The sequence below is a fragment of the Variovorax sp. VNK109 genome (assembly GCF_049445855.1).
Lineage (GTDB): Bacteria > Pseudomonadota > Gammaproteobacteria > Burkholderiales > Burkholderiaceae_C > JAGOCV01.
Map to the genome: position 1 here is coordinate 1 of NZ_JBMSDV010000015.1, position 1,052 is coordinate 1,052.

The 1,052-nt window shown below is 64.4% G+C and carries 1 protein-coding gene; it reads right to left on the reverse strand.

Annotated elements, in window-relative coordinates; all coding sequences use genetic code 11:
- Window positions 1–53: 53 nt before the first annotated feature.
- Window positions 54–1,052: 3,4-dihydroxyphenylacetate 2,3-dioxygenase (gene hpaD, locus ACO2Q9_RS20635; protein WP_423314223.1), on the reverse strand; the 999-nt coding region annotated here is incomplete at its 5' end.

Sequence of the window (1,052 nt, forward strand, 5' to 3'; positions counted from 1 at the left end):
CAGGCCCGTGGGGGGAATGATGATCTTGCGTTTCATGTGTGACTGCCGTGCTCTCAATCGAGCACGTATTTGGGAACGGATTGCATCAGCGCCGGCTGCGGCTCCATGATGGCGCCGGTCTCGATGTGCGCGACGCTCATCGATTCCTCGAACCAGCGCCGCGGCGGCGGCGGGCCCCACAGCGTCTGGCGACGCGGGTTGTCCAGCAGCCAGCGCACGGGCGCAGCATCGCGGTCGGTGGTGAGGTAGTCGCCGGTGTAGAGCTCGAAGCGGTTGCCATCGGGGTCGCGCACGTAGACGAACAACGCGTTGGAGATCCCGTGGCGCGCAGGGCCGCGCTCGATGTTGTCGGCATAGCCGGCGCCGGCCAGCGCATCGCAAGCGCGGATGACGCCCATCGGCTCCATCAGGGAGAAACCCGCATGGTGCACTGCCGGGCCGTTCCCGGTCATGACGGCGATGTCATGAACGGTGGATTTCCGGTACAGCCAGCTGGCCCAGATGCGCGATTCGGGTGGCGCGGATTCGGTGAGTTCCGCCGGGCGAAAGCCGAGTTCGCCGCAGTACCAGTCATAGCCCTTGTGGGCGTCCGGCGTCAGTACGTTGACGTGATCCAGCCGTGTGGGACAACCGTGGCGATGCAGGTGGTATTTCTGCAGCAGCCACTCGACCGGCTCCATGGCCGCGTAATAGGCCACCGGAAACCCCAGCGGATCCTGGACGAGCAGCGTGCGGCCCTGCGCCATGCGTTCGCCGGGCGCAAACCAGCGCACAGGACAACCGAGGCCCCGGTACTTGGCCTCCAGCGCCACCAGATCCTGCTCATTGCTGACCTTGAACGCGAAATGACCGATGCCGGGTTTGGGCGCGCGACGAAGTACCACGCAATGATGATCGCGATCCTCGATGGCACGCAGGTAGACAGCATCGGCGTCCCTGGATGTCTCGAAGAGGCCGATGACGTCAACGTAGAAATCACGCGAACGCTCCAGATCCACGACCTGATACTCGATGTAGCCGAGCCGCAGGATGTTGAAGCCGGGCTGATTGGG